General features: G+C 58.7%; 3 protein-coding genes. All 3 read left to right on the top strand.

Features of this window, described 5'->3' with window-relative positions:
• Positions 1–313: DUF6163 family protein (locus EN893_RS30695; protein WP_128362046.1), on the top strand; the 313-nt coding region annotated here is incomplete at its 5' end.
• A gap of 238 nt (positions 314–551) precedes the next feature.
• Complete coding sequence (locus tag EN893_RS30690; RefSeq protein WP_008875359.1) at positions 552–1,067, top strand: winged helix DNA-binding protein; 516 nt, start codon at positions 552–554, stop codon at positions 1,065–1,067.
• 173 nt (positions 1,068–1,240) lie between these two features.
• Positions 1,241–1,651: a hypothetical protein gene (locus EN893_RS30685; RefSeq protein WP_236383325.1), complete on the top strand. Its 411-nt coding sequence runs from the start codon at positions 1,241–1,243 to the stop codon at positions 1,649–1,651.
• The last annotated feature ends 447 nt before the right edge of the window (positions 1,652–2,098 follow it).

The raw sequence follows: 2,098 nt of genomic DNA, 5'->3' as shown, positions 1-2,098 counted from the left end.
CTACTGGATCAGGTTGATCGGCTTTTATCCGGGTACGCTGTGGCGGTTCGACCTGATGCCCGTGCACTGGCAGGTCGCTGCGGTGGTGCTCGCCGTGTTCTTTCCCTTTGCCGCTGCCGGCCTGTGGATGCTGGCGTCCTGGGGGCCGGTGATCTGGTTCATTTGCGCGGTGACCGAGACGGTCATGTATGCCGGCTTTCCCGAGCTATTCGGCCACCGCTTGCTGATTGTCGCCTCGCATGCGGCGGTGGCGCTGCTCTACATCGTCTTCCGTGTCGTCATCTACCTGCAGAAGCGCCCGGTCCGCCACTAAGCCGTTGAACCCATTGGCGGCCCCACTGTCGCCTCGAATGAGCTCCGCAATCGTTGCCGAAATCTTTAGGTTAATTATCCTTGCTCGGGTGACCGTTCGTTAAGCCTCTTCCGAAACCTCTTACCGGTAAGCTCTTGTTAGCCCTAGCGTTTAAGTCGAATTTTATGAGTATTCGATAGTGTCGCGATCAAGGTGAAAAACAAAAAATCACCAGGGCGACAAACGAGAGGCAAAGACAATGATCAATTCGCGTCCGGCGGCGAAGACCGCCAACGTATCCGACGATCGCCGCGAGGCTATCCGTTCCCTGTACATGGAATCGCTGCAGCTTGTTGAACGGCTGCACCGCCGCCTGCTTGATGTGATCAAGGACGAATTCGACCGCAACGGCCGTTCCGACATCAATGCCATCCAGGCGCTGCTGCTGTTCAATATCGGCAATTCCGAGCTGACCGCCGGCGAACTGCGCTCGCGTGGCTACTATCTCGGCTCGAACGTCTCCTACAATCTGAAGAAGCTGGTCGATCTCGGCTTCATCAATCACCAGCGCTCGCGCATCGACCGCCGTTCGGTCCGTGTCTCGCTGACGCCGAAGGGCAACGAGGTGGCGGAGGTCGTTGCCGGCCTCTACGAGCGTCATGTTGGCTCGATCGAGCAGGTCGGCGGCATCAACACCGACGAGTTCAAGCAGATGAACCGTGCTTTGCAGCGGCTCGACCGCTTCTGGAACGACACCATCGCCTACCGGATGTAAGGCGCCGCATCGGATCCGGCCCGCGCCACAGAAACGCGGCCGAAATATCGACCTTCAGTCAGGGCCGGTGCCGAGAGGCATCGGCCTTTTTCTAGCGACTGACGGCGACTTGAGTTCATCTGTTTGTCGGCTGACCGCAACCCCGTGGGCCACGCTTTGCTTTCGCTTCCACAATGCCTAATGTCGCCGCACAAGGGGGCATGATGGGTCGAAGCAGGCGTTTCAAGATCTGTTTTGTCGCGGCGGCGCTACTGCTTGCGTCAGAAACGGCTTTCGCCGAGGAATGGTGGAAGGATGCCTTCGCCATGGAAGGCAGCAGCCCGTGCGACGGCAATGACTCCAGAGTGACGTTCACCGATAAGTCGGTGGAAATGTGGGAAGTCGGCTGCACAATCGACAAAGTCCAGAAGATCAAAGGCCTGGACGCCGTCATTTTGGACCTGACTTGCTCGGACGATACCGACAGTGTGGAAAAGAGGCGGGCGCTGCTGCTCAAACTCGATGACAGCAAGATATTGCGTTACCCTGAGAACCAAGTGCTGCAACGATGTTCCGAGTTGGAGGCTCCGGGTTCGAAGCCTTGAGCCAGGGTCGTTCGCGGCTGGCTGCCGGTCCTGCCGCGCGGCAGTCGACCCCATGTCGGCGACGGCTCCGACCCGATACCCAAAAGCATCGGTCCGTCCTTTTCGGAATGCCGGTCAGTCGGATTCGGGCGCTAGGCCACGTTGCCGCCATATTCCAGTGGAACCGAGAGTGGCAGTGATGCTGGTGTGAAGACCATGCGTTCACCCACAATCCGTATCGCGCCTGGGCGCTGTCACACCAGGGTGATACGGAGCATGGTTGGCTTATTGTTAAGATTGCCAATTTTACAGTGCGGGCGAGATCGCCCGGTGATCAACGCAGCAAGTGATCGAACTGCTACAAATGTCTGGAACGTCCATGAGAACCAGCCGTCGTTTTTTCCTCTCCGGAGCCTCCGCGCTCGCAGCCGCAGTGGTCGCCGGCGGCGCCAATGCGCAGGATGTGAT

Origin of the sequence: Mesorhizobium sp. M7A.F.Ca.CA.004.04.2.1, from assembly GCF_004022825.1 — a bacterium.
Lineage (GTDB): Bacteria > Pseudomonadota > Alphaproteobacteria > Rhizobiales > Rhizobiaceae > Mesorhizobium.
The sequence above is the reverse complement of the archived record's forward strand: the minus strand, read 5'-3'. Positions and strand labels throughout refer to the sequence as shown.

Bases quoted from the DNA above. Each gene is read 5' to 3' on its own strand.
- EN893_RS30685 (WP_236383325.1), top strand. From the start codon at position 1,241: ATGCCTAATGTCGCCGCACAAGGGGGCATGATGGGTCGAAGCAGGCGT.
- EN893_RS30690 (WP_008875359.1), top strand. From the start codon at position 552: ATGATCAATTCGCGTCCGGCGGCGAAGACCGCCAACGTATCCGACGAT.